The sequence below is a fragment of the Sphingobium boeckii genome (assembly GCF_014199215.1).
Classification (GTDB): Bacteria; Pseudomonadota; Alphaproteobacteria; order Sphingomonadales; family Sphingomonadaceae; genus Sphingobium_A; species Sphingobium_A boeckii.
Window position 1 is genome coordinate 806,764 of sequence record NZ_JACIJC010000001.1, and the last position, 21,596, is coordinate 828,359.

Consider the following 21,596-nt stretch of genomic DNA (forward strand, 5'->3'; position numbering starts at 1 on the left):
TTCATGGCCAGTCACAAGACAATCATCACCTGTGCCGTTACCGGCGCTGGGGCTTATACGGACAAAATGAAGGCCGTTCCGGTCACGCCGATCCAGATCGCCGATGAATGTATGTCCGCAGCGGCTGCTGGCGCGGCGATCTGCCACATCCACGTCCGTGATCTCGATCACGGCGGAACCAGCATGGACCTCGATCTTTATCGGGAAGTGGTGGGGCTCCTCCGCGCACGGGGTACCGATCTCGTACTCAATTTAACCACAGGCGCCGGCGCGCGCTATATACCCAGTGTCGAGGATCCGCTGAAGCCGGGACCGGGCTCGACATTGGCGACGCCGGAAGTGCGCGTGCGTCATGTCATCGAACTCAGGCCGGAGATTTGCAGCCTCGATATTGCCACGATGAATTTCGGCGCGCATTCCATTCTCAACACGCCCACGCATCTGCGTGAAATGGGTGCCGCCATCCGGGCTGCGGGTGTAAAACCGGAACTCGAGGTATTCGACATTGGGCATATCGATCTGGCAAAAAATCTCATCGCAGAGGGCGTTCTCGAAGAGCCGCCATTCTTCCAGATTTGTCTCGGCGTTCCGGGCGGCTCGCCTGCGACCCCCGAGGCTTTGCTCGCGTTAAAGCAGTTTCTGCCGAAAAACGCCATCTGGGGCGGCTTCGGCGTCGGTGCGTCATCGTTCCCGATGGTTGCGCAATGCGTCCTGGCGGGCGGTCATGCCCGCGTTGGTCTCGAAGACAATCTCTATATGTCGCGCGGCGTCCTGGCATCGGGCAATGCCCAGTTGGTGGAGCGGGCGGTGCATATTGTTGCCATGCTCGGCGGTGCCATCGCCTCTCCGAGCGAAGCGCGCGAGATGCTTGGTCTTTCCGGCGCAACGGAGGTCTCCGATGTGGTTCGCTTCTGATACCGGCGGAACATTCACCGATCTCGTCGTCGAGGACGAAGGAAAATGGTCTTCATATAAGGCACCGACGGTCGCGGCCGATCCTGTCCGCGGGGTGATGGATGCCCTGCAATTAGCGGCGGATGATCGCGGCCTGTCGCTCGATCAACTCCTGGGCAAGGGGGAAGTCTTCATCCACGCGACGACCCATGCCATCAACGCCGTCCTGACGGGCAATACCGCCCGCACCGCCCTGCTTACCACCGCGGGCCATCCCGATGTCCTGCTGCTGCGCGAAGGCGGGCGTCCGGATCCCTTTGATTTCCTGACGCCTTTCCCGGATCCCTATATCCCGCGCAGGCTGGTCTTCGAGGTCGATGAGCGGATCGACGCGGACGCAGCGGTTTTCCGCGCCCTCGACGAAGAATCGTTTGCCCTCACCGCCGCCAAGCTTCGCGACGCCGAGGTCGAAGCGGTTGCGGTCTGTTTGCTGTGGTCGGTGATCAACCCGGTGCACGAGTTGCGTGTCGGTGAATTGCTCGACAAATATCTGCCCGGCGTGCCCTATACGCTGTCGCATCGCCTCAACCCCGCCCCCCGCGAATTTCGCCGCGCTTCGGCCGCCGCGATCGACGCATCGTTGAAGCCCATGATGACGCACTATCTCGGTTCGCTGACCAATCGTCTGATGGACGCAGGCTTCGGCGGGCGTGTTCTCGTCGTCACCTCGCAGGGCGGCGTCATGGATGCGGCCGAAGTTGCGCTCGCACCGATTCATGTCGTCAACTCGGGGCCGTCGATGGCCCCCGTCGCGGGGCGCGCCTATGTGGGGCTGGAGTCTGACACGCCTGCCGACGTCGTCATCGCCGATACCGGCGGCACCACCTTCGACGTCAGCGTCGTCCGTGACGGCCGTATCCCCTTGACGAGGGAATTGTGGATCGGGACTCCGATCGTGGGCCACCTCACCGGATTTCCCTCGGTCGACGTCCGCAGCGTGGGTGCCGGGGGCGGCAGTCTGGCCGCGGTCGATGCCGGCGGCGTGTTGCACGTCGGCCCGCAGAGCGCAGGCGCCTATCCCGGCCCGGCATGTTACGGCCGCGGTGGCACCAAGCCGACCTTGACCGATGCCGCTGTTTTGCTTGGCTATCTCGATGCCGATTATTTTCTCGGCGGAACGATGTCCCTCGATGTGCCGGCGGCAAATGCGGCGATGACCATATTGGCCGATGAACTCGGCATGAGCGTCGCGCAAACCGCCGCGTCGGTGGTCGAACTGGCGACCGAAACCATGACCCAGGCGATCCTGGACATCACCGTAAAGCAGGGCATCGATCCGGCCAATGCCGTGCTGGTTGGGGGCGGGGGCGCTGCGGGGATGAACATCGTCTTCATCGCCCGCAGGCTGGGCTGCAAGACGGTCGTCATCCCGGAGACCGGGGCGACCCTGAGCGCCGCGGGTGCGCTGATCTCGAACCTGACCACCGATTATCGTCGCACGGGCTATATGGCGCTCAGCCAGTTTTCGAGCGAACGCGCCAACGTGCTGATCGAAGGCCTGGAAACACAATGCCAGCACTTCGCGGATGGTCCGGGGGCGGGCGCTCTCAGCGTCACCTACGCCTATACCGCCGAAGCGCGCTATGCGGACCAAGCATGGGAAATCGAAGTCGAATTGCCCACCAGGCGATTCAACGGCCCCGACGATGTCGCTGCATTCGTGAATGCGTTCCATCGGGAGCATGAGCGGCTCTACGCCTTCAGCGATCATGGGAGCGACATCGAGATCGTCAACTGGCGCGTCGGCGTATCCTGTCGCCTGCGGGAGCCGCAGCCCGAGCGTCTGGAGATGAAAGCCGCACGGGATCGCCCGGCCGCCCCGCGAAACATCATCCTTCCCAATGGCGAGGCCCATGAAGCTTTGGTCTACGACTGGAGCCTGCTTCCCGAAGGCATGGTCCTGAATGGTCCGGCGGTCGTCGAATCGCCCTTCACCACGGTGATTATCGACAAGGCCCGCTTCCAGCGCTCGGCGGCTGGCAGCCTCATCATCGAGTTGGAAGAGTGAGGAATCGACCCATGACGGAGCAACAGCTCAGTGGTGCCCGATTGGCGGTCCTGCGCAGCAGGATCGACGGCATCGCAAGAAAGATGTCGAACGCCGTGCTGCGGGCGGGGCGCTCGGGCGTGCTCAATCGCGCCAAGGATCTCTCCTGCGCCATCGTGACGCCAGGCTGCGACCTGTTGTCTGCCGCCGACAGTCTGCCGATCCATGTCCTGAGCGGTCCGGATTTGATGGCCCGTGTGATGCATGATTTCCACCCGGTGCTGAGGGCAGGCGATGCCTTTCTCCATAATTCGCCCTATCATGGCTGCAGCCATGCGGCCGATCACACCATCCTGGTGCCGGTGATCGACGAAACGGGCGTTCATCGCTTCACGGTCATGGTCAAGGCGCATCAGGCCGACATCGGCGATAGCGCGCCGACCACCTATTTTGCCGGTGCGCGGGATGTCTATGAAGAAGGCGCGCTGATCTTTCCTGCCGTCAAGATTCAGGAAGACTATGTCACCAACGAGGATATCGTGCGCATGTGCCGCGCGCGCATTCGCGTGCCTGACCAATGGCATGGTGACTTTCTGGCAATGGTCGGCGCGGCGCGTACCGGTGAAAAGGAATTGCTCAGCCTCGGACGCGAACTGGGCTGGGACGTCCTGGAGGCGTTTTCCCGGCAGTGGCTCGACTATGGGCAAAGACGGGTCGAGACGGCAATCGCGGCGTTGCCGGCAGGCGAGGCCAGCGGACAGAGTACGCATGACCCGATGCCGGGGACGCCGGCCGAAGGGGTCACGATCAAGGCATCGGTGAAGATCGATCCCGAAGCCCGCCGCATCCTTGTCGACCTGCGCGACAATATCGACGTCCTGCCATGTGGACTGAACGTGAGCGAAGCGTGCGCCCGCACCGCGGCGCTAATCGGCGTGTTCAACAGTCTTGGTGCCGATATCCCGAAGAACGCCGGGAGTCTCAGTCGCGTGGAGGTTTTGATCCGTGAAAACAGCGTGGCCGGAGGCGGGCAGCATCCGGTGAGTTTCTCGGTCGCGACGACCAATATTGCCGACCGGATCGTTGCCGCCGTGCAGATCGCCATGGGGGTTCTTTGCCCTAGCGCGGGGATCGCCGAGGTTGGTTCCGTTAACCCGCCGCATAAGGGCGTCATTTCAGGGAACGACCCGATCACGGGCCATCCGTTCATCAACCAGCTTTTCCTGGGAAGCACGGGCGGGCCGGGCTCGGCGCATGGCGATGCGTGGCTGACCTATTCCCACGCGGGCAATGGCGGACTGTGTTTCGTCGACAGCATCGAAATGGCCGAACTTCATCATCCGATCCGTGTTCTGTCCCGGCAGTTGCTGATTGACACGGAAGGAGCGGGGCGATTTTGCGGCGCGCCCAGTCTCGAGGTCGAACTCGGACCAAAGGGCGGGGACGTCGAGATCGCCTATATCAGCGATGGCGTGATCAATCCGGCGCAGGGCACCCAGCATGGCGGACCCGGCGGTCGCGCCGATCAGGCAAAGCGGGAGGCAAGCGGTCAGATCACGGCACTGCCGCCCATCGGCCGTCTTTTGCTCCATCCGGGTGAAGCCGTGGTGTCGACCGGTGCCGGCGGCGGCGGATTTGGCGATCCACATCAGCGCGATCCGCGGCTCGTGGCGCGCGATGTTCGCGACCGCCGGATCTCAACAGAACGGGCGGCCGTGGTTTACGGCGTCGCGCTCGACGATTTTCTGCAGATCGATGCCGCTCGCACGGCGCAATTCAGAGCAAAGGGTCCCAGATAATGACATTGATCAATCAGGTCGCGATCGTCTTTGGCGGCAGTTCGGGCATCGGCCAGGCGACCGCCCATCGTCTTGCTGCAGAAGGCGCATCCGTGGCGGTGGTCGCCAGCGGCGCGCTCGCCAAGGCAAAGCTCGTGAGTGACGCGATCGTGGCACTAAGCGGAAAGGCGCGGCCCTATGCCGCAGATGTGCGTCAGCCCGACCAGATCCAAGCGCTCGTCGCGCAGGTCGAGCAAGACCTCGGCCCCATCGACATCCTGATCAACTCGGCAGGTGTCTATTTTCCCACGTTGATCGGCGAAACCGAAGAAGCAGATTTTGATCGGATGGTTGACGTCAACCTGAAGGGCACCTTCTTCACCATCAATGCAATCGCACCGGGAATGAAGGCACGCGGTCGCGGACGGATCGTGAATGTCGCGTCTGTGGCCGGTGTCAGGGGGTCTCCCAGATTTCCGCTTTATTCCGCCACCAAAGCATCGATCATCATGCTGACGAAGGCGCTTGCGGCCGATTTGGCACCACATGGCGTGCACATCAACGCCATAGCGCCGGGCAATACCGCAACCGCGCTCAACCTTTCGGAACGGCAAGACCCGGCAAATGCAGAGCTGATGAAATCCAAAGCAGCGGCAACGCCGAGCAAGCGCGTCTATTCGCCGCCGGAAGAAATGGCGGCGGCGATCTATTTCCTCGTCAGTGGCGAGATGAACGCGATGTACGGTGCAACCATGCTGCTCGACGAAGGCTTGTCGAGCTGCGTCTAAGGGGTAATGGTCATGCCTAATTATCAGCTTGGCAGAATAGCTCCGACGCTCCCGGCCATTGGCACATATTGGATCGCGCCGACTGCAGATGTGATCGGCGACGTCCGCTTGTCTCCCGGTGCGAGCATATGGTTCGGGTCGGTTTTGCGAGGCGACAATGAGCCGATCATCGTGGGAGAAGACAGCAATATCCAGGATGGCTGCATCCTACACAGTGATCCGGGAGTTCCGCTGACAATCTGCGATCAGGTGACCGTTGGTCACAATGTGATCCTGCATGGTTGTGTCATCGGCACGAATAGCCTGATCGGTATGGGCGCGATCATCTTAAACGGTGCCAGCATCGGGCGCGATTGCCTAATCGGTGCCGGGGCGCTGATTACCGGAAACAAGGTCATTCCCGATGGCAGCCTCGTTCTGGGCAATCCCGGCAAAATCGTTCGGCAGACCTCGGCCGACGAGATGGCTTCCATCGCGCAATCCGCACTGAGCTATAAGCTGAAATGGCGGCGGTATAAGGCCAATCTCGCCCCCTGTTAGCGAAAATTCACGATCGGGGTCGTGGTCGCGCTACGGCTGCCACCCCGCATTTCCTGCCTTGAAGCCTCCGGATGCCCCGCCACACAATCGGTCGCATCTGTCGTGGAGAGGGTGATCGATCCGTATTTTGGAGAGCTCCATGATGTCCGCGAGCAGCACTATTCCCCCGCCAGCCTCCGTCAGCCAGGATCTGGACGAGCTGCTCGATCGCAGCCGTATGAGCTTCGGACACTGGATTGCAGCTTCCATGTTCTTCCTCATCATGATGGCGGACGGCTACGATCTGTACGTCATGGTGCAACTGCTGCCGACGATCGCCAAAAGCTTTGCGGTCTCCACTGCCGTCCTGACGACGGCTTATGCGACCCAGACGCTGGGGCAGGCCGTGGGCGCGCTCGGCATCAGCCCAATCGCCGATCGTTTCGGTCGAAAACCGCTGCTGATCATCTGCATGATCCTTTTGGGGATCGCCACCTTCGCGGGATCGTTTTCTGTCACGGCCGAGCAGTTTACCATCACCCGGTTTATCGCCGGTGCCTTTGGCGGCGCCATCATGCCGATCACCGTGAGCCTTGCCGCAGACATCGCGCCCACCAAATGGCGCTCGAACTTTATCGGTATCACCTATGCGGGCATTGGTATTGGCGGCATGCTCGCGGTAGTCGCGGTGAGCCTCCTGCTGGACTCCCAAGGGTGGCATCGCCTGTTCTACATCGGAAGCTTCCTGCCCGTGATCATCGCGGTCCTCTTTGCCCTTTTCGGCATAGAGTCATTGAGGCACCGCGCGCGCAAAAATGGCGGCGACCTGCGCATCGTCAAAGACCTGAAGCGGATCGGCATCCCAACGCTGCCCGGTGCCCATTTCGCGACAGTGTCCGGAGCGTCCAAGGACAAGGCGATCTCTCTGATCGAGATCTTTCGTGGAAAATACGCGGTGGTGACCGTGCTTCTTACGATGGCTGCAATGTGCACGCTGACGGCGGCAACCCTGTTTTCGATGGTACCGACATTCTATCACGAAATCGAAGGCATCCCACTTGCCCAGGTCGTGGCTCCTCTTGCCATTTTCCAAGTGATCGCACTTCCGCTGTCTTTTCTGTATGGCGTCATCATGGACAAGATCGGACGCTTCCGCGTCATCTGGTTTTATGCGAGCGCCGCCCCCATTGCGCTGATATGTCTCGCCTACACCAAATTTGGCGACTGGAAGTTCACCGCTGTGTTTCTCCTCTGCGGCTTTTTCATCAATGCTTCGCTGCAATCCCTCAGCATAGTCGTTCCGACGCTTTATCCGTCAACAATGCGCGCGGCAGCCCTGGGCTGGAAGGCTGGGTCGGGACGATTGGCCAGCATGACGGCCCCCCTGCTTGCCGGCGTCATTCTGGCCACTAAGGCCAGCATTGTGACAGCCTTGGCAACCCTTTGTGTGCCGATGGTTGTATTGGCACTTGTCATTCCGGCGCTCATGCGCGCGGTGAGAAAGGCTGACGAAACGCGCGGCTGATGTCGGTGATGGAGCTTCTTCGATGGCTAAGCGTTTTTGATGGCTGCCTAACTATCCTCAAGCCGCAGATGAACTGGGGCTCTCTCGGTCAGATGCGCGCATTTTCAGGCCATGAGAATGTTCCGGAGCGGATACTCTCTCTTCAGTCTGGCTGTTCGGCTCGTACCATCTCCGCAATCATCCTGCGGGAACGGATGGCAACCTCGTCCTGTCGGATACTGATCTCCGGACCGCCGGTTTCATCGGCCCATTGCTGAGAATATTCGATGGCACAGGTGTCTTGGCTCAGGATCGATGAATAGAAGGCTATTTCGGCTTCAAGCTGTGGCGCCGGATAAGACGTGCTGAGCGCCGCGAAGTGATAGCATGCGTCTGGACTCGCTGGGACAACGGGCAACGTCGCAATCTGTTCGGAGAGAAGTTCGTCAGTCTCGGGATCAATCAGCTGATTGATAATGACACAGGTACACGGAAAATGATGCTCGGTAATCAACCGCCTCAGGACAGGCCGCCCTTCCTCGACTTGAAACATCTGAGCCACATCGCCTTTGGGACGGTAATTGTGTAGATCGCGCTGCGTGCGGATAAAATTCTTGCCATAATCGACCTTCATTTTGACCGTGGCTATATCATCCTCGCCCTCATTATCGACCAGACCTTCATGCAAATAGCTGACATGCGTGGCATCCAGCAAATTATCGTGGAGCAACTGGAAATTGCCGTTCATGGGTAGGATTGCGAGATAGCGGTCCTCGTAATTTGGCCGATGGAAGAACTCCGATTCGGGCAGAAGGTCGAGATCCGCCTTTTCCGGATCGCCCATCCAGGCCCATACCCAAAAGGATTTCTCTGCGACCGGATAGCTGCGGACCTTCATGACATTCGGAATTGTCGATTGAGACGGAATGTGGACGCACTTGCCGTCGCTGTTGAATGTCATGCCGTGATAGCCGCAAACAACGTTATCGTTTACCAGCCGGCTTTCCGAGAGCTTGAATCCGCGGTGGGGACACCAATCAGACAACACGACCGGCTCGCCGGTCGACTTGCGGTACATGACGAGACGATCTCCGCAAACCTGGCGACCGAGTAGTTTTTCGCCAACTTCGTCGCGACCGGCAACGATATACCAGCAGTTGCGAGGATATTCCTGATTTGCGGCGTTTGGAACGACGTGAAGCGGTCGTGCGATAATCGGGGTCTGAGTGTTCATCGCAATACTCTCCATGAATCGGCGTCAATCTTATACTGATATAATTATCAATAACGCTTTTATGACGCAAGTCCGTTCTCGACAGCCCCGTTTTGCTGCTCAAATAATGCCTTCTTTGGGCATTGCCCGTTTTATGAACCGGCGTATCGACCGGAAAAAGCGGCACGACCCACTCGCACTGCGCACCGGAAAACCAAAGGATCAGAAATCCAAACGCTTCCTCACGGACACGAAAAATCACAACCTCGTGCGATTGAAAGCCGGTTATTGCGCTCGTACCCAAAACTATCCCAATACAGCGCCTAATATAGTGTCAAATTGCGATTGTTTGCTTTTCTATAAATGATATTCTGGTTTTAACGTAAGTGCTTGCGCATATGAGGATCTTCACTGCTCTCTTAGAATTCTGTTCCGCCGGTCTCGATTATCGCGCGGACTTGGCTAAAGAGATGAGCGTCGTAACAGGCGCTCCGCCTCGTTTATTTCGGAAATTCCATGGCTGCCTAATAGGAGATTATAGTGACGATCGTGGATGTTCAAGAAAGAGAGGAAAAGGTATCTCGGCTGATCATCCAGAAAATTGCCTATTTTCTTGGGATTATTCTCTTCTTGAGTACACTCGATCGAGTCAGCGTTAGTTTTGCGGCGAAAACCATGAATGTCGAGATGGGGTTCAATCCCGAGATCTATGGGTTCGGGGTTGGCCTCTTTTTCATAACTTATATGCTGTTTCAGATGCCGGGTGTAATCTTGGCAAAGCGGAAAGGTCCCGCCTGGACGCTCGCTATGATGACGGTCATGTGGGGCATTGTAACGGTCGCAACGGGCTTCATGTGGAATAAGAACTCATTCTATATCTTCCGCCTGCTGCTGGGCATGATGGAAGGCAGCATCGCGCCCGTGCTAGTTTTGTATATATCGCGGTGGGTGCCCACGAGTGTATTCGGCCGGTTCCAGAGCCGTTCTTCGCTTGCCTTGCCAGCATCCTTCATTCTCGGCGGGCCGATTTCAGGGTGGCTCATCACACAGTTCGGCGATCTAGGTGGCCTTGCAGGTTGGAGGTGGATGTTCATCATCGAAGGCTTAGCAACTATCTTGGTCGGCATCCTCGCTTTCCGGCTGCTTCCCGAGCGGATAGAAGACGCGAAATGGCTGAATGCCGAAGACGGTGCTTGGCTCGTCCAAGCGCTGGCGCGAGGAGCCGATGCGCCGCCAAGTCATGGTGCGAAGAGCCCGTATCTCGGGAATTTGAAGCCGGGCCTTATGCTCCTCAGTTGGAGCGCGATATTCTTTTGTCTTTGTATGGGTTTCTACGGATTCATGTACTGGCTGCCGCAGGTCATCCAAATGCTCGCTCCGGATAGTAGCTCGCTCCAACTCATGGGTCTGTCGGCCGTGCCATGGTGCGCCGCGACGATAGGCATGTTAGCAAATGGCAAACTGCTCGATCGCACGATACACCGGTCGCTTCATGTCGGCGGCGCTACCTTCATTGCCGCCGCCGGCCTCCTGATCGCCGGTGTGGCTCCAAATCCAATAGTCGCCTTTGCGGGTCTGGTTATCTGCGGCCTGGGGATCGGCGGGTCGCAAACCCTGTTTTTTAGCATTCCAGCTGACAAGTTGCGGGGACGCCCTAGCGCTGGTTTCGCATTTGCTTGCATCACGCTCGCAGGCGGACTCTCGGGCCTCGTTGGGGCAAATCTGATCGGCGTTATGCGCCAGGCGACGGGCAGCTTCACGTCAGCCATCTTTATGTTGGCAACGGTGTATATGATCGGTTGCTTGATTATGATCGTATCGGGACGTGGCGAGGGGCGAAGCAGGCGATGTTGAAGCCTCGATGCGATAGCGAAGATCTCGCGCGTTGGAGCCGCCAAGCATAAGCACGAAGTGCGCATCATCTAGGCGGCGTGGACAAATTTGAGCCAGTATCTGGCTGCGGCGATGTGGACCATGGATAGGAAGCTTTCGGCGAGTTGGTCATAGCGTGTGGCAATGGCGCGGTTGATTTTCAGACGCCCAAAGAACCGCTCGATCTGGTTGCGCTGCTTGTAGAGTTCGCGGTCGTGGCTGATTTTAACGCGCCGGTTGGAACGCCCGGGAATGACGGGCTGTATATTCCGGCTCGCAAGATCGACCCGGATGGCGTCGGCATCGTATCCCTTGTCGGCCAGAAGTGCCTTGGGCGGCTGCTCGGGTAGAGCGATCAGGGCGTCATAAGCCTTGCAATCGGCGGCTTCGCCAACCGTCAGGTGGAAGGCGAGCGGTCGTCCTTGTCCATCAGCCAGACAGTGAAGCTTACTGGTGAACCCGCCCCGCGAGCGGCCAAGAGCGCGTCGATGAGCCCCCCTTTTCCGCCCGCTGCCGAAACATGGGCGCGAACCGTGGTGCTGTCGATGCTGTAGTGGCCGCTATCTGCCATGACCTCGGCCAATGTGACCGACACGGCCTCCCAGACCCCGGCATCGCTCCATCGTCTGAAGCGCCGGTAGATCGTGTTCCAATTGCCATATTTGGGTGGAACGTCGCGCCACGGCGTTGCGCAGCGAAGTCGCCAGAGTATGCCGTTGATGATCGCCCGGTTCTCTTCAGGGAGGCGCCCGCGCCCTCGGTTTGCGCATCAATCGGCAGCAGCCCCTTTAGAGCGCGATGACTTTAGGTCGATCCAGACCCGTCATTGCGAGCGTAGCGAAGCAATCCAGAGCGGTGTATGCCACCTTGGATTGCCGCGTCGCTGCGCTCCTCGCAATGACGGAGCCATCTAATGTCATCACGCTTGTCTTATGACTTTACGGTCCGTTCGGGTCAGGATGCGATGTCCGGTCCGGGGTGGCCACCCCGGACCGGACGGAAGGGGACGGATCGCAAAACCGCTGGTCGGCAAGGGACCGGGTTAGAGTAGGATCGCCCCTTTCTTTTTCATCAGGCCCGAACGGATACCGGGGCTTTCAAGGCCCGGATGACAAGCATGGGACAGCGAAAAAGATGAGCGACTCTCTACCACAAACCATCGGCATCGACATCTCCAAAGCGACGTTGGACTGCCATGTCCATCCCGCCGGGATCGAGCGCCAGTTCCCCAACACCACCAAGGGCCACAAGGCGCTGATCGCATGGGCCGGACAATGGGAGGTCGAGCGGATCGCCTATGAGGCTACCGGCACCTACCACCGCGCGCTGGAGGTCGCGCTCGGCCATCTGCCCTGCGTCAAGCTCAACCCGGAACGGGCAAGGCGCTTCGCCCAGGCGACGGGCACGCTCGCCAAGACCGATCGCATCGACGCCAGGCTGCTCGCCCGGATGGCGGCCACGCTGCAACCGCCGGTCAGGCCCGCCCGCAACCCGCAGCAGAACCAGCTGGCCGAACTCGTCAACGCGCGCGACGGCCTGGTGCGTGATCGCACCGCGCTCAAGAATCGCGAAAAGAACCTCACCGTCACGCTCCTCAAGCGCCAGTGCAGCCAACGGCTCGAACAGATCGCCCGCCACATCGAAGCGCTCGATGCCGAAATCGCCACCGTCATCGCCGCCGATGAACATCTCGCACGGCGCCACGACATCCTCACCAGCATCGCCGGTCTGGGTACACTCACCGCCAACCAGATCATCGCCATCATGCCCGAACTCGGATCGCTCGATAACAAGCAGGCCGCCTCGCTCGCCGGCCTTGCTCCCGTCGCGCGACAGTCCGGCCAGTGGAAAGGCAAGAGCTTCATCCGCGGCGGCAGGGCCAATGTCCGCCAAGCCCTCTATATGCCTGCCTTGGTCGCCGCGCGCTTCAATCCAGACCTCAAGGCCAAATACCAGCAACTCATCGCTGCCGGAAAGCCCGCCAAAATCGCCATAACAGCCATCATGCGAAAGCTCATCGTCACCGCAAATGCTCTGCTCAAGCAAAACCGCCTCTGGATCAAATCTCCCGCTTGACCATCACGGATACTCTAATATCCGCCATTCTGCTTCTGAAAGATCACCCCGGCTCAAACCTGCCTCCAAAAGGCAGCCTTGAATCAACCGGCCATCGCAACGTCAACCAATTTGTCCACGCCGCCTAGCTCGAGGTTGCAGCGTGGAGTTCACGAAACTTTCGCTAGGCCAATTGCGCGCAATGCACGTGAGCCTGCAGGCTAGACTTCCTACGCTCTCGACGGCATTTATCCCGCTGCTGCCGCTCCTCCTGTTAGCGCAGCGACCTCGACGATCGTCGGAACATGAGCGAAGATTCCGCCATCCACGGGCAACACCTGCCCGGTGATGAACTGGGACCTCGACGATCCCAGGAACGCGACCATCTCCGCGATATCCTCGGGACGACCAAGCTTCCCGGTAAGACTGTGGGCCTGAAAGATTGCTCTTACCGGGTCCGGTAGCAACGCATTCACCAAAGGCGTCGCGATCAGGCCAGGCGCGATCGCATTGCAACGGATACCGCGGGATCCGTATTGGACGGCGACATAGCGCGTCAACGTATTGATTGCGCCCTTGGTGCACGCATACGCTGTGGCGAAGAAATCTCCGCCCTGCGCAGTACCCGAGCTGATATTGACGATCGAGCCACCGCCGCCCTCGATCATGACAGGTAATGTGTGCTTACACATCAGCATCGTACCGCGCGCATTGATGCCAAAAACACGATCCCAAAAGGCAGCATTCATGTCGCCGACCAGAACATCTTCCTGATGATTCTGGACTGCGGCATTGTTGTCGAGGATATCGATACGCCCGAACGTGTCCTTAGTGAATGCAATCAGTGCCTTCACTTGTTCTTCGCTTGAAATGTCGGCGAAACACGCCTTGATCGCGAGACCCTGATCGCTCAAGGCGAGCGCCGTCTCGAGAAGGTTGCTTCCCGGCAGATCGGCGATCACTACCTTTGCTCCGGCGTTTGCGAGGACGTGCGCCGTTACCGCGCCGATGCCTCCGGCACCGCCGGCCCCCGTCACGATAGCCACCTTTCCCTCAAGGTCAGCCAGCTGTTTGGTCATTGTTGCACTCCATCGCAATTCACAAATGCCAATCCGCCATGCCGAACGGCTGATCGCTCCCATCAGGCTTAGCGTCACGCTTATTCGCTCGCCAAGGAGCGCCAAACCGCACCCGTGACATGGCCGAGTTATACCGGCTATTCGACACGGTTACGAAGTACGCCGATCTTCTCGACTTCAGCTTCGACAAGGTCACCGCGCTTGAGAAAGTTGCCCGTTGCATCGGACACGCCGTGCGGTGTGCCAGTGAATAGGATATCGCCCGCTTCCAGGCTGGAGCGTTCATCAACAAAGTTGAGTAATTCCGCGATGCTCCAGGTCATGTCGCCGCTATTCCCGTCCTGACGCAAATCCCCGTTGACCCGGAGGCGAAGGCCGAGTCGGGGCTGCTGCTCGGTGAACTCATCAAGGGTAACGATCCACGGCCCCACGCCACATGTGCGATCCTGGCTCTTCGCTCCGAAAAGATCGAGGCCGATCCCTGCAGGGCCAAGGCGCTGTATATCGCGTGCGCTCACGTCATTGCCGACAGTGTAACCGAGCAGACTTGCAAGGGGGTTCGCGCGATCGAGTGAGAAGGTGCCCATAACGGCGACGAGTTCGACCTCGTGATCGAGCTGTTTTGTGGTGGGTGGGTAACGGATGGCATCATTCGCGCCAATGAGTGCGCCATATGATTTCAGGAATGCCACTGGCTGCGATGTGGGCTTTACCCCAAATTCCATCAGATGCTTCGCATAATTGGCACCACAGACCACGATTTTGTTGGACTTCTCGACCGGCGGAAGCAAACGCAACCCTGCGAGAGGCCGTGTTATCCCATTGAAGGGGAGCGTGCTGTCGTCGCGCGTCTCGGTAAATTGCGGAGCCCAATCGTTCAGCGCACCACTCAGCAATCGAACGGATTGACCTTCGGGATCAACCGCGGCCCAGAATATTTTGCTATCCTCGTCAGCGCATCGTGCGATCCGCATCAAACAGTCGCCTGCTTTGCCATGATCTTGGGAAGATCGAAGCGACAAAGATCGACCGCATTTTCATAACGAATTTTGCGACGGTCCGAATCTGAAATGCGCAGTCCCTCTGTCAGATCGGTTCGAATAGCGTCGCTGCCGCCAAAATTTGTTCCGTACAGCAGATTATCGGCGCCGATTACCTCGACAAGCGCCTGCCGCATCGGAAGCTCATGCAGTTCAGGATCAAACCAGAAATTGCGCTTGAGATAGTGACGCAAAGGTTTCTGATTCCTCGACACGTCGAGGTTTTTCACCGTCTCCTCAAAACGGCCGATCTGGTAGGGGACGAAGCCCCCAGCATGGGTGATGTAAACCTTGAGATCAGGAAAGCGATCCAGCACACCGCCGACCGTGAGATACCAGAAACATTTGGTTTCATCGTAGTTCATGCCTACGATCGAGGTCGTTTCGTAGCGATCTTCGTTGGCGCGCTCCCCCCATGTAACCGATTGGTTATAACCATGAACGAAAATGGGGAGATCCACGTCACACATAGCCTGCCAGACGGGATCGAGCTCGGGAGAATCGAAGTCGAGTCCGCCGAAGTTGGACCCGCCCGCGCTCAGGCCGACGGCCCCCAGTTTCACGGCCCGACGGATTTCCTTGGCAGCTTCCTCGGGAGCATTCAGAGGGGCGTGAGCCCAGAAGTAGAGTCTATCATTGCCGCGGCTGCAATATTCCGCCAGCGTGTCATTGCAGGTTTGCGCAAATCGAATTGAAAAATCGCGATCCGCCCAATACATGTAGGCGTGAGACGGGATTGAGACGGCCTGCGCACTTTGATTTAAGGCGTCCATTGCCTTCAGGCGCCCAGCCGGGTTACCCCAGGCGTTCATGATCCCTTCAATCCCAAACTTTTCGCCGCGGGAGAGGGCAGCCTTCTGTTCGGGGATGCCGAGCGTCAGAAGCCAATGCCCGATGCGCAGGCGCAGTTCGCCATCATCGCCCTGCTCCCAGCGTGGACCCCAAAATGGGTCTTGGTCATAGAAACCGGGCAAAATGACATGCGCATGCAGGTCGATCAACGGGGAAGTCTGCCGCAACGGTGGGGAGAGATCAAGATTGGCTATATGGTTCATTCTAAACTCCAAGTATTCTTGACGTGCAAAACTGAACTTCACGAGTGAAAGGGACGTCTTCTGCGATCGACGAAGCGATCAAAATTTTATGCGTGCTTCGACAGTGAATGTCCGTGGGTCTCCGGGATTACGGATGTTTGCCTGGAAAATTTGCCCCGCGTTGACTCCGCCCGTATAATATAAGCGGTTGAATGCATTCTTCAGGTTTGCGGTTAGAGACCAGCCAGTCTTGCTATCCTCTAGTCCAACATGAAAATTGGCCAAAGCATAGCCCGGGATATCAGTTCCAAAGTTATTGGCCGACGTCGGACTGGTGAAGGTATTATCCTGCGCATACACATCTCCATGCAACAGGATCGACAGGTCAGCCTTGACCGGAATTTCGACATCCGCATAGAATACACCGGATTTCCGCGGGGTATCTGGAACCTGATTAAAAACATCAGGGTTTCCGAACACCACCACGCCGCCGTTTGTAAAACGCGGGTGCAGGTAGCTGAATGATCCGCCAATAGTCAGCCACCGCAAGAGCTTGATCTGCCCATCGACCTCGAAACCGTAAGTCTTTGCGGAGGGCACGTTGACTGTCACTGCAGTTGGTCCAACGCCTGGCGGCGGAATGAACGCGTAGGCAGTGCGCTGACTGTCCTTGTCCCAAATGTTGAACAGCGCGACGTTCAAACGCGCTGGCATGTCACCCACCCGACCACTGAACTTCGCGCCGACTTCAACATCAGTCAGCTGTTCCGCGCCAAACTCATTGCCTCCGACAACCGCAGTCCCGGTTTGCGCGCCCACCTGGCCATTATAGCCCCCGCTCTTATAGGCTCTCCGCGACACAATGTAGAGAAGTAGGTTGGAGCTCACTTGATCCTGAACGCCGATCTGCCAGCTCAGCTTGTTGTATTTGGTGGATGGGGAGTAATTGAGTCCCGCCGGCGCTGGAGCGGCTATGGCACTCCCGTCTGGATTGAAAAAGTCCGCCTTTACCTTTTCATTGGTATATCGAGCGCCTAACGTTAGCGCCAATCCATCATCATTAAGCTTTAAAGTCGCCTGACCATAGGCTGCATAGGTTTTATTGATGGTGCTATACGCAGCGCTTATGGGAATCCCCCCGGCGAGTATGTCAAACAACGTTGCATTGTTAAGCGTGTCGCGCTTCTCATGGGAGTAATACAGCCCCGTAACATAGGATAACCTATCGGAGAATGCGCTGCCTAAAAGCTGAAATTCGTCAGATATCTGTTTGGTATTGTCAATAAAACGCGTGTCGGATCCCGGTGCCGCCGTAAAGATGACTCCAAACGGGTTGCCACCGGCATCAAACGCGCTTTCCGAGAGCAACTTCGTGTAACCAAAAATATTCTTGATCTGAACCTCGTCGCTCAGGTCGAAGATGCTGGAGTTTGAGATGATCGTGTTTTTGGCATTGTATATATTTTGGCCCCTGACCGCGACAACGAATGGCCCACGCGCGAGCTGCTCTGCCAGGAATGACCTCAATCCCCCCGCTGGATGCTGGGGATTCGCAAAATAGGCGTCGTAAAAGGCCGGCTGCGCAGCGATCGCGGCTGCCGGGAAACCGAAAGCTGCCATCAAGCCCTGCGCGGTTGCGATGCCCGTCGCGCGCGCTTGCGGCGTCGCGTTTCCGGCATAGAGGAGTTCGGCCGGTATGAATGGCGCGCCGACGCCGGTAAATGGCATCAATCCTGAGATCGAGGGGATGGTGTTGGACCCATCATACTTATAATAATCGACGACAAGCTCATTGCGGAAGCGATCGCCCAGTTGTGCGGTCAAACTGCCACGAATGCCCCACCGATTATGATCGCCTTCGCGGCGTGGACTACCAGGGTCGAAGACATTCGTCTGAAAGCCGTTGCGTGTGTCATAGAAGCCCGCGACCCGGGCTAGCAACGCCGAGCCATTAGCATTCTGAGCCAGGGGCAGGTTGATGGCGCCCTCGATCTTACGAGCGCCATAATTACCTAGCAATCCGCTTGCGTAACCGTTCAATTCGTCCGTCGGCTTGGCGGTGGAGAAGAGCACCGCTCCGCCGGTTGCGCTGCGACCGAACAGAGTGCCCTGTGGCCCTTTGAGAACCTGAACCGAAGACAGGTCGTAGAAAAGCGAAGCGCCGCCGGCTCCACCAATCTGAACATCGTTGAAATAGGGCAGCACGCCGGGTCGCGTGCCGCTGTAAACATCACGGGATTGTCCGCGGATTGCATAGTTTAGGTTATTCGACGAGAGCCCACTACGGACGCTTAGGCCAGGCGTGGCAATGTGCAAATCCTGCTCCGAAACGATCTGATTCTTCGCCAGGGTTTCTGAATTGAATACAGAGACGGCAACTGGCGTCTTTGAAAGACTTTCGTCGCGCCTCTGTGCCGTCACGATGATGTCCACCACAGCAGGATCAACGGTATTGGGCGTCGTGGGTGATGCCGCGCTTTGCGCGTAACTCAAGCTGGCCGTGAACATCGAAGACAGCATTGTTGTCGCCCAGATCGCTCGACGACCTAAGCCGTTCCGAAAGTAATCCATAATCCTCTCCCCTAACAAAGCGCGGCATTTATATACCGATTACACTTTAGTATCGATCGTTTGTACTAGTCCGATAAGCTAATAAATCTTCAGAATGCTTCGATCTTATGCCGATTTAGAGCCAGGCCTCCAAGTATTCGACCTAATTAGAGACACTCATGATCAATTGACTTCTCAAATTTCGTAGGCGGCACGCCCATCGGACACTCTCCCATGGAGCTTTAACGCGCCGGATGGAGGAATTGCCTGTTACTGACAATGCTATCCGAATAAGGGCCTGTCAACAAAAAACGCCCCATGGGTAATGTAGTGACCGATCGGACGTTATATCTGCGTGGCGGACCATCCGACCCGTCTCTTATGCGCCACCGGAGGCGGCTTCCGTGGCGCGATGAGGCAGCGAATACTCTTGGTGATCGGCTTGCGACCGTGTGATAACGGTGCGCTCGTCCGACCAGGAAGGGTCGTACGGCTATGAACTGCGTCGTCTATTAGTTCCCAAGCCGATTCTCGGCACTTTCGGCGCTCCTCTGCTTTGGAACGATACCCGGCCGATCGTTTTGCTTAGATCTGGTGTGCATCACATGCGGGCCGAGGAGAATTGCGACCGCATTTCGTCAGACCTGGGCCATGCCGCCATCGGCAAAGATAACGCTACCGCTCAGATATCCACTGTCGCCCGACGCAAGAAACAGCGCGACCTTGGCGACATCTTCAGGCACTCCGATGCGGCCGAGCGGTACCGCGCTCACCATCTGGTCGAGCATCGCATCATAATTGTCGGTTTGTCCCGGCACTCTTAGTCCGGGCGTGTCGACGATACCGGGCGCAACAACATTCACGCGGATCCCGCGTGGTGCCAGTTCGGCTGTCCAGCCTCGCGCATAATTGTGAATAGCTGCTTTAGTTGCCGTGTACACTCCCATGCCGGGCACGCCGGAAACAGCCGCGATAGACCCCGTCAGAATGACAGCTGCGCCAGATCGCAATAGCGGCAGGGCCTTCTGGACAGTGAAATAGGTCCCTTTGGCGTTGACCGAAAAAATCCTGTCGAACAGTTCTTCTGTCACGTCTTCAACGCGCGCAAACTCTGCGATTCCGGCGTTTGCCATGACGATGTCGATCCCTCCGGCTTCGGTGCCAACAACATCATACAGGGCGTCGAGATCAGCCATCCGGGAGATATCGCCCGGAATGGCACGCGCACCGAGCTGCGCCGCCACCTGTGTCAGGTTGTCGCGATCGAGATCGTTGAGAAAGAGCGTTGCCCCATGCTCGGCAAACAGTCGTGCCGTGGCGAGGCCGATCCCACTCGTCGCGCCGGTGATCACCGCGACTTTGCCGGCGAGACGCTGCGTCATTTGCCCGATTGCCGAAACAGGAAGCTCAGCGCGAAGGGTAGCATACGCCACCCAAGCATTTTGATCCCCTCCCGCATCGCCTCGGGCGTAAGCACCACGTTCATCGGCATTGCACCAAGAACCCGCGTCTTTAGGATGAACGTATTGCCTGCTCGCTCGATTGAATCGAGTTGCATCGCTTCTGCGCCGTCCGGCGTTTTAATTTTCATCACGCCGCCCCTTGATTGCGAAAGCTCGGTCAAAGCGTCGCAAGATGATCGACCTTCATGCCGAGATCCTGGAAGATCTTGATAGCAACGGGGCGCCCGCCACCAATAACGCCACCGCCGGGGTGCATGAACGGTCCGACGAGATACAGATCTTTAATACCGGGCACAGTATAATTGCCAAGTTCGGGTGTGGGACGACGGCCCATGAATTGCGAAGCAAAAAGGCCAACGCCGCAGATGTCGCCGCGCTGGAAACTCGGCGAGCAGATTTCCATGTCGCGAGGACTCTCGACGTAACGGCCCAGAATATTGTCGTCGCCCATGTTGGTCGTGATCTTGCGGAGTTGATCAAGCATCTGGTCCGCAACCTGCTCCTTAATTTCATGCCATTTTTCGGGACCACCATCTGCCAACGCATAGGGCATAAAGGTATACAGGTAGAGCGTGTGCTTCCCCTCGGGCGCACGTGCGGGATCATGGTTGGTATTACAGATCGACAGCACGCTGATATGTGCTGGAATCTCCCCATAGCGCAAGTCGTCGAAAATCTGCCTAAATTCCTTCATCGTGGCAGGCTGCGCCTCAACCGCGAAGGAGTCGTTGGCGTATTCTGCGCCTTTATAATTTGGCGCTTCGTTGAGCGCATAATGGGTATTTACTGCGGCATAGTCGGAGAACTTTATGCCTGCAATTCCGTATCGGGTCTGGTCGTCGAGTGCACCATCGGTAAAAGCATCAAGGAGCTTGGGGTGAACCGAAGCCACAACGGCCCGCTTTGCCCTATGCACTGATCCATCGGCCAGCTCGACGCCGGTGGCACGGCCTCCGTCCATCAGCAGCTTCTTGACGGGCGCATTCAGGACCACCTCACCGCCATGATGTTCGATGCAGCGAACGAGCGAGTGCGACAGCTCACCACTACCGCCCTTTGGAAATTTGCAGTTATAGCGATGACAAAACGAGCCCTGCATGTAGAGGATCGAACCAGTCCCGTTTGTCTCGGGGCCGATCATCCCCTCGGATGCCCAGCGCATATAATGCATACGCACCTTATCGTGTTCAAACAGCCTGTGCACCATGTCCCAGGCGCTGCCCAGAATGTCGCCCAGCATGGATTTGCCATCTGGCGTACCCTCCAACATCGCGGCGAAAGTGCCGAAACCCATCGGGGGGTTGAAAAGCGCCATCTGAAACATCGGCAGGAGCAATTCACTCTTTTTGACGAAAGCTCGGTAACTGTCGGCATCCTTTTGCGAAAACTGCGCAATGGACTCGCATGATTTATCGAGATCGCTAAAAGTCTGGAGTACCGTCCCATCTGGGAACAGGCTGGTGAAATAGCAGCCGGCGGATAGGTACTCGAGGCCGAATTTGGCCTGCAATCCGAGCTCATCCTTCTCAATGAGGGGATTAGCTTGAATAAAGATGTGGCCGGTCGAATGAAGGTCGTGCTTGAACCCCGGTAACGTTTTTTCCAAGCTCACAACCCCGCCGCCGGGATATTCGTTCTTTTCGAAAACGGTCACTTTGAGCCCAGCTGCTGCCAGATAAGCCGCCGTGGTCAGCGAATTATGACCCGCGCCAACTACGATGACGTCAGAAATTCCGGCCATTCCGCGATCCTTCTCGATG

The 21,596-nt window shown here is 57.8% G+C and carries 17 protein-coding genes and 1 pseudogene; 8 read left to right on the plus strand and 10 right to left on the minus strand.

Annotated features, from left to right (window positions below):
- Positions 1 to 3 precede the first annotated feature (3 nt).
- The 6 genes from FHS49_RS03990 to FHS49_RS04015 all read left to right on the plus strand — a co-directional run bounded on the left by FHS49_RS03990 (position 4) and on the right by FHS49_RS04015 (position 7,551).
- Positions 4 to 915 carry a beta-keto acid cleavage family enzyme gene (locus tag FHS49_RS03990; protein WP_184015420.1) on the plus strand — a complete coding sequence of 304 codons (912 nt, stop codon included), beginning with the start codon at positions 4 to 6 and terminating at the stop codon, positions 913 to 915.
- Entirely contained in the window at positions 899 to 2,962 is a 2,064-nt protein-coding gene (locus FHS49_RS03995) for a hydantoinase/oxoprolinase family protein (RefSeq protein WP_184015422.1), read from the plus strand. Before FHS49_RS03990 ends, FHS49_RS03995 begins: the two co-directional genes overlap by 17 nt.
- Positions 2,963 to 2,973: 11 nt before the next feature.
- The gene (locus tag FHS49_RS04000) at positions 2,974 to 4,740 is read left to right on the plus strand and encodes a hydantoinase B/oxoprolinase family protein (RefSeq protein WP_184015424.1); all 1,767 of its coding nucleotides are present in this window, start codon (positions 2,974 to 2,976) and stop codon (positions 4,738 to 4,740) included.
- Positions 4,740 to 5,507: an SDR family NAD(P)-dependent oxidoreductase gene (locus FHS49_RS04005; RefSeq protein ID WP_184015426.1), complete on the plus strand. Its 768-nt coding sequence runs from the start codon at positions 4,740 to 4,742 to the stop codon at positions 5,505 to 5,507. The genes FHS49_RS04000 and FHS49_RS04005 overlap by 1 nt, the downstream gene beginning before the upstream one ends.
- A 90-nt stretch (positions 5,508 to 5,597) precedes the next feature.
- Positions 5,598 to 6,047, plus strand: a complete 450-nt coding sequence (locus tag FHS49_RS04010; protein ID WP_343052889.1) for a gamma carbonic anhydrase family protein — start codon at positions 5,598 to 5,600, stop codon at positions 6,045 to 6,047.
- 139 nt (positions 6,048 to 6,186) lie between these two features.
- Positions 6,187 to 7,551 (plus strand): MFS transporter, encoded by a 1,365-nt coding sequence (locus tag FHS49_RS04015; protein ID WP_184015430.1) that lies wholly within the window; start codon positions 6,187 to 6,189, stop codon positions 7,549 to 7,551.
- Positions 7,552 to 7,693: 142 nt separating this feature from the next.
- Here FHS49_RS04015 and FHS49_RS04020 read toward each other — a convergent pair whose 3' ends face one another.
- On the minus strand, positions 7,694 to 8,779 hold the full coding sequence (locus tag FHS49_RS04020; protein WP_184015432.1) for an aromatic ring-hydroxylating oxygenase subunit alpha: 1,086 nt from the start codon (positions 8,777 to 8,779) through the stop codon (positions 7,694 to 7,696).
- Positions 8,780 to 9,283: 504 nt separating this feature from the next.
- Here FHS49_RS04020 and FHS49_RS04025 point away from each other — a divergent pair.
- Positions 9,284 to 10,597, plus strand: coding sequence for an MFS transporter (locus tag FHS49_RS04025; protein WP_184015434.1), 1,314 nt, complete (start codon positions 9,284 to 9,286; stop codon positions 10,595 to 10,597).
- A gap of 68 nt (positions 10,598 to 10,665) precedes the next feature.
- On the opposite strand, the pseudogene FHS49_RS19975 reads toward FHS49_RS04025, so the two are convergent.
- Together FHS49_RS19975 and FHS49_RS19980 are read right to left on the minus strand one after the other, a co-directional pair.
- A pseudogene (locus tag FHS49_RS19975) lies at positions 10,666 to 11,067 on the minus strand (IS5 family transposase); the annotation flags it as partial.
- A complete protein-coding gene (locus FHS49_RS19980) occupies positions 11,013 to 11,339 on the minus strand; it encodes a transposase (protein WP_425502669.1) in 327 nt (108 codons plus the stop codon). The gene FHS49_RS19980 and the pseudogene FHS49_RS19975, both read right to left, overlap by 55 nt.
- A gap of 410 nt (positions 11,340 to 11,749) precedes the next feature.
- On the opposite strand from FHS49_RS19980, the gene FHS49_RS04035 reads away from it, so the two are divergent.
- Positions 11,750 to 12,691, plus strand: coding sequence for an IS110 family RNA-guided transposase (locus tag FHS49_RS04035; RefSeq protein WP_184016006.1), 942 nt, complete (start codon positions 11,750 to 11,752; stop codon positions 12,689 to 12,691).
- A gap of 227 nt (positions 12,692 to 12,918) precedes the next feature.
- On the opposite strand, the gene FHS49_RS04040 is transcribed toward FHS49_RS04035, so the two are convergent.
- The 7 genes from FHS49_RS04040 to FHS49_RS04070 all read right to left on the minus strand — a co-directional run bounded on the left by FHS49_RS04040 (position 12,919) and on the right by FHS49_RS04070 (position 21,577).
- The gene (locus tag FHS49_RS04040) at positions 12,919 to 13,749 is read right to left on the minus strand and encodes an SDR family NAD(P)-dependent oxidoreductase (RefSeq protein WP_184015436.1); all 831 of its coding nucleotides are present in this window, start codon (positions 13,747 to 13,749) and stop codon (positions 12,919 to 12,921) included.
- 137 nt (positions 13,750 to 13,886) lie between these two features.
- Positions 13,887 to 14,723: a fumarylacetoacetate hydrolase family protein gene (locus FHS49_RS04045; protein WP_184015438.1), complete on the minus strand. Its 837-nt coding sequence runs from the start codon at positions 14,721 to 14,723 to the stop codon at positions 13,887 to 13,889.
- A complete protein-coding gene (locus tag FHS49_RS04050) occupies positions 14,723 to 15,844 on the minus strand; it encodes an amidohydrolase family protein (protein ID WP_184015440.1) in 1,122 nt (373 codons plus the stop codon). Before FHS49_RS04050 ends, FHS49_RS04045 begins: the two co-directional genes overlap by 1 nt.
- A 78-nt stretch (positions 15,845 to 15,922) precedes the next feature.
- Positions 15,923 to 18,394 carry a TonB-dependent receptor gene (locus tag FHS49_RS04055; RefSeq protein WP_184015442.1) on the minus strand — a complete coding sequence of 824 codons (2,472 nt, stop codon included), beginning with the start codon at positions 18,392 to 18,394 and terminating at the stop codon, positions 15,923 to 15,925.
- Between the two features lie 617 nt (positions 18,395 to 19,011).
- A complete protein-coding gene (locus FHS49_RS04060) occupies positions 19,012 to 19,755 on the minus strand; it encodes an SDR family NAD(P)-dependent oxidoreductase (protein WP_184015445.1) in 744 nt (247 codons plus the stop codon).
- On the minus strand, positions 19,752 to 19,964 hold the full coding sequence (locus tag FHS49_RS04065; RefSeq protein ID WP_184015447.1) for a hypothetical protein: 213 nt from the start codon (positions 19,962 to 19,964) through the stop codon (positions 19,752 to 19,754). The genes FHS49_RS04060 and FHS49_RS04065 overlap by 4 nt, the downstream gene beginning before the upstream one ends.
- A gap of 29 nt (positions 19,965 to 19,993) precedes the next feature.
- On the minus strand, positions 19,994 to 21,577 hold the full coding sequence (locus FHS49_RS04070) for a phytoene desaturase family protein (protein ID WP_184015449.1): 1,584 nt from the start codon (positions 21,575 to 21,577) through the stop codon (positions 19,994 to 19,996).
- Positions 21,578 to 21,596 lie beyond the last annotated feature (19 nt).